The organism is Cellulomonas sp. A375-1, from assembly GCF_001040865.1.
Classification (GTDB): domain Bacteria; phylum Actinomycetota; class Actinomycetes; order Actinomycetales; family Cellulomonadaceae; genus Cellulomonas; species Cellulomonas gelida.
The window spans coordinates 1-5,553 of the sequence record NZ_LFKW01000027.1 but is presented as its reverse complement, the minus strand read 5'-3'; the positions used below and the strand labels follow the sequence as shown (position 1 = coordinate 5,553).

The following is a 5,553-nucleotide window of genomic DNA, read 5'->3' as shown; positions in this document are numbered from 1 at the left end:
GCGTCTGTTCCTTGAGAACTCAACAGTGTGCCAAGTAGTCGATGCCATATGGCTCGCTCCGATGTGTCGGGGTGGGCGCAATGGTTGAGATTGGGATCCTGCTGTCCACCCCGTGGGTGGTGGGGTCCTTGTTGAAGCCGGATCTACGTGACCTTCGGGTCGTTCGTAATGTTTGTTGCTGGCCGCCTTGGGGTGGTTGGTGGCGTTGGACATTGACGGAGAGTTTGATTCTGGCTCAGGACGAACGCTGGCGGCGTGCTTAACACATGCAAGTCGAACGGTGAAGACCAGCTTGCTGGTTGGATCAGTGGCGAACGGGTGAGTAACACGTGAGCAACCTGCCCTTCACTCTGGGATAAGCCTTGGAAACGGGGTCTAATACCGGATATGACATCCTCATGCATGTGGGGGTGTGGAAAGATTTATCGGTGGGGGATGGGCTCGCGGCCTATCAGCTTGTTGGTGGGGTAATGGCCTACCAAGGCGACGACGGGTAGCCGGCCTGAGAGGGCGACCGGCCACACTGGGACTGAGACACGGCCCAGACTCCTACGGGAGGCAGCAGTGGGGAATATTGCACAATGGGCGCAAGCCTGATGCAGCGACGCCGCGTGAGGGATGACGGCCTTCGGGTTGTAAACCTCTTTCAGCAGGGAAGAAGCGAAAGTGACGGTACCTGCAGAAGAAGCGCCGGCTAACTACGTGCCAGCAGCCGCGGTGATACGTAGGGCGCAAGCGTTGTCCGGAATTATTGGGCGTAAAGAGCTCGTAGGCGGTCAGTCGCGTCTGCTGTGAAAACTCGAGGCTCAACCTCGGGCTTGCAGTGGGTACGGGCTGACTAGAGTGCGGTAGGGGTGACTGGAATTCCTGGTGTAGCGGTGGAATGCGCAGATATCAGGAGGAACACCGATGGCGAAGGCAGGTCACTGGGCCGCAACTGACGCTGAGGAGCGAAAGCATGGGGAGCGAACAGGATTAGATACCCTGGTAGTCCATGCCGTAAACGTTGGGCACTAGGTGTGGGGTCCATTCCACGGATTCCGTGCCGCAGCTAACGCATTAAGTGCCCCGCCTGGGGAGTACGGCCGCAAGGCTAAAACTCAAAGAAATTGACGGGGGCCCGCACAAGCGGCGGAGCATGCGGATTAATTCGATGCAACGCGAAGAACCTTACCAAGGCTTGACATACACCGGAAAAGTGCAGAGATGTGCTCCCCGCAAGGTCGGTGTACAGGTGGTGCATGGTTGTCGTCAGCTCGTGTCGTGAGATGTTGGGTTAAGTCCCGCAACGAGCGCAACCCTCGTCCCATGTTGCCAGCGGGTTATGCCGGGGACTCATGGGAGACTGCCGGGGTCAACTCGGAGGAAGGTGGGGATGACGTCAAATCATCATGCCCCTTATGTCTTGGGCTTCACGCATGCTACAATGGCCGGTACAAAGGGCTGCGATACCGCGAGGTGGAGCGAATCCCAAAAAGCCGGTCTCAGTTCGGATTGGGGTCTGCAACTCGACCCCATGAAGTCGGAGTCGCTAGTAATCGCAGATCAGCAACGCTGCGGTGAATACGTTCCCGGGCCTTGTACACACCGCCCGTCAAGTCACGAAAGTCGGTAACACCCGAAGCCGGTGGCCCAACCCTTGGGGGGGAGCCGTCGAAGGTGGGACTGGCGATTGGGACTAAGTCGTAACAAGGTAGCCGTACCGGAAGGTGCGGCTGGATCACCTCCTTTCTAAGGAGCATCTGGCGTATGGGTCGTCCTGTCATGGGGTGGCCGGTGCGTCCAGGCCCATGCCTCGGCCGAGCGTGTCGGGGGTGGTGCTCACGGGTGGAACATCGACTACGGCTCATCGTTGTGGTGAGTGGCTCCTAGTACGCCTGCAGCTGGTCTGTGGGGTGGGAACGGATGCTGCTGGCCGGCGGCGGTGGGCCTGGCACGCTGTTGGGTCCTGAGGGAACAGCCGGTTGGTTGTTGTCTCGGGGCATGCCTGCGGTCGGGTCGCCTTGTGTGGGTGGCTGGTCGCGGGGGTGGCCTTCGGGTCGTCACTGGTTCGCGTACCGCGCTGGTGCTCCTGTTCGCAGGGGTGGTTGGCGTTGGCGCGGCTGGGTGTGGCGGGTCGGTCGTTGCTTGAGAACTGCACAGTGGACGCGAGCATCTTTGAATAGTCTTTGTGGTCAAGTTTATAAGGGCACAGGGTGGATGCCTTGGCACTAGGAGCCGATGAAGGACGTTGTAGCCTGCGATAAGCCTCGGGGAGTTGGCAAACGAACCGTGATCCGAGGATCTCCGAATGGGGAAACCCCGCCGCAGTCATGTGCGGTGACCCGCATCTGAATATATAGGGTGCGTGGAGGGAACGCCGGGAAGTGAAACATCTCAGTACCGGCAGGAAGAGATATTCCGTGAGTAGTGGCGAGCGAAAGCGGATCAGGCCAAACCGTGTGCGTGTTCAAGCCGGCAGGCGTTGCGCATACGGGGTTGTGGGACCTTACAGCTGGGGCTGCCGCCCCTGCAGGGAGTCAGAAAGTCGCGTCATAGTCGAAGGGCATTGAAAGGCCCGGCACAGAGGGTGGTACCCCCGTAGACGAAATGGCGTGGCCTCCCGTGAGGGATCCCAAGTAGCTCCGGGCCCGAGAAACCTGGAGTGAATCTGCACAGACCACTGTGTAAGCCTAAATACTACCTAGTGACCGATAGCGGACAAGTACCGTGAGGGAAAGGTGAAAAGTACCCCGGGAGGGGAGTGAAATAGTACCTGAAACCGTGTGCCTACAATCCGTCGGAGCCTCCCTAGCAGGGGTGACGGCGTGCCTTTTGAAGAATGAGCCTGCGAGTTAGTGGTACGTGGCGAGGTTAACCCGTGTGGGGAAGCCGTAGCGAAAGCGAGTCCGAATAGGGCGATACAGTCGCGTGCTCTAGACCCGAAGCGAAGTGATCTAGCCATGGGCAGGTTGAAGCGCGGGTAAGACCGCGTGGAGGACCGAACCCACCTGGGTTGAAAACCGGGGGGATGACCTGTGGTTAGGGGTGAAAGGCCAATCAAACTTCGTGATAGCTGGTTCTCCCCGAAATGCATTTAGGTGCAGCGTCACGCGTTTCTTGCCGGAGGTAGAGCTACTGGATAGCCGATGGGCCCCACCAGGTTACTGACGTTAGCCAAACTCCGAATGCCGGTAAGCCAGAGCGTGGCAGTGAGACTGCGGGGGATAAGCTCCGTAGTCGAGAGGGAAACAGCCCAGACCACCAGCTAAGGCCCCCAAGCGTGTGCTAAGTGGGAAAGGATGTGGAGTTGCACAGACAACCAGGAGGTTGGCTTAGAAGCAGCCACCCTTGAAAGAGTGCGTAATAGCTCACTGGTCAAGTGATTCCGCGCCGACAATGTAGCGGGGCTCAAGCACACCGCCGAAGCTGTGGCATTCACACTTACAGACAAGCCTTCGTGGTTCAGTCGTGTGGATGGGTAGGGGAGCGTCGTGTGGCGGGTGAAGCAGCGGGGTAACCCAGTTGTGGACGCCACACGAGTGAGAATGCAGGCATGAGTAGCGAATGACGGGTGAGAAACCCGTCCGCCGAATGACCAAGGGTTCCAGGGCCAGGCTAATCCGCCCTGGGTAAGTCGGGACCTAAGGCGAGGCCGACAGGCGTAGTCGATGGACAACGGGTTGATATTCCCGTACCGGCGAAGGACCGCCCATACCGAGCCCGGTGATGCTAACCGTCCGAACCGATGCACCGTGGCCTTCGGGCCGCACCGCACCGGGGAGCACGGGACCCGAACCGGTAGTAGGTAAGCGTATTAACAGGGGTGACGCAGGAAGGTAGCCAAGCGTGGCGATGGTAGTCCACGTCCAAGGTCGTAGGGCGAGGTGTAGGCAAATCCGCACCTCACGAAGCCTGAGAGCTGACGGTGACCGCGATAGCGGGAATCTGGTGATCCTATGCTGCCTAGAAAAGCCTCGACGCGAGGTCCTAGCCGCCCGTACCCCAAACCGACTCAGGTGGTCAGGTAGAGAATACCAAGGCGATCGAGCAAATCGTGGTTAAGGAACTCGGCAAAATGCCCCCGTAACTTCGGGAGAAGGGGGGCCTGAAGCGTGAACCCGCTAGCCGGGGGAGCGTGGAGGGCCGCAGAGACCAGGGAGAAGCGACTGTTTACTAAAAACACAGGTCCGTGCGAAGTCGCAAGACGATGTATACGGACTGACGCCTGCCCGGTGCTGGAAGGTTAAGAGGACGGGTCAGCCGCAAGGCGAAGCTCAGAATTTAAGCCCCAGTAAACGGCGGTGGTAACTATAACCATCCTAAGGTAGCGAAATTCCTTGTCGGGTAAGTTCCGACCTGCACGAATGGCGTAACGACTTCTCCGCTGTCTCAACCGCGAACTCGGCGAAATTGCACTACGAGTAAAGATGCTCGTTACGCGCAGCAGGACGGAAAGACCCCGGGACCTTTACTATAGCTTGGTATTGGTGTTCGGTGCGGCTTGTGTAGGATAGGTGGGAGACTGTGAAGCCGGCACGCCAGTGTCGGTGGAGTCAACGTTGAAATACCACTCTGGTCGCTCTGGATATCTAACCTCGGTCCGTGATCCGGACCAGGGACAGTGCCTGGTGGGTAGTTTAACTGGGGCGGTTGCCTCCTAAAATGTAACGGAGGCGCTCAAAGGTTCCCTCAGCCTGGTTGGCAATCAGGTGGCGAGTGCAAGTGCACAAGGGAGCTTGACTGTGAGACAGACATGTCGAGCAGGGACGAAAGTCGGAACTAGTGATCCGGCGGTGGCTTGTGGAAGCGCCGTCGCTCAACGGATAAAAGGTACCCCGGGGATAACAGGCTGATCTTGCCCAAGAGTCCATATCGACGGCATGGTTTGGCACCTCGATGTCGGCTCGTCGCATCCTGGGGCTGGAGTAGGTCCCAAGGGTTGGGCTGTTCGCCCATTAAAGCGGTACGCGAGCTGGGTTTAGAACGTCGTGAGACAGTTCGGTCCCTATCCGCTGCGCGCGCAGGAAACTTGAGAAGGGCTGTCCCTAGTACGAGAGGACCGGGACGGACGAACCTCTGGTGTGCCAGTTGTTCCGCCAGGAGCACGGCTGGTTGGCTACGTTCGGAAGGGATAACCGCTGAAAGCATCTAAGCGGGAAGCCTGCTTCAAGATGAGGTTTCCACGCCCTCCGGGGCGAGAGGCTCCCAGCTAGACCACTGGGTAGATAGGCCGGATGTGGAAGGCAGGACGAAAGACTGCCGCAGCTGACCGGTACTAATCAGCCGACAACTTCACCACCTCTATTCATTGCTACGCGTCCACTGTGCGGTTCCCGAGAAACGAACGACACCCGTTCGACCTCGGTCGAACCGGTCCCGTTCACAACTCGATAGCGTTACGGCGGTCATAGCGAAGGGGAAACGCCCGGTCCCATTCCGAACCCGGAAGCTAAGCCCTTCAGCGCCGATGGTACTGCACTCGCCAGGGTGTGGGAGAGTAGGACGCCGCCGGACACCATTCAGAAGAAGCCACCCCACACGGGGTGGCTTCTTCTGTTTCCCCGGCAGTTC

Annotated in this window: 3 rRNA genes; all 3 read left to right on the top strand. The window is 58.9% G+C overall.

Annotation, left to right across the window (positions count from 1 at the left end):
- The first annotated feature begins 212 nt into the window (after nucleotides 1–212).
- The 3 genes from CWIS_RS02830 to rrf all read left to right on the top strand — a co-directional run bounded on the left by CWIS_RS02830 (nucleotide 213) and on the right by rrf (nucleotide 5,496).
- Nucleotides 213–1,731, top strand: a 16S ribosomal RNA gene (locus tag CWIS_RS02830).
- Between the two features lie 441 nt (nucleotides 1,732–2,172).
- Nucleotides 2,173–5,281 (top strand): 23S ribosomal RNA (locus CWIS_RS02825).
- Nucleotides 5,282–5,379: 98 nt separating this feature from the next.
- Nucleotides 5,380–5,496: ribosomal RNA gene (gene rrf / locus CWIS_RS02820) — 5S ribosomal RNA — on the top strand.
- The 16S, 23S and 5S rRNA genes sit together here, the layout of an rRNA operon.
- Nucleotides 5,497–5,553 lie beyond the last annotated feature (57 nt).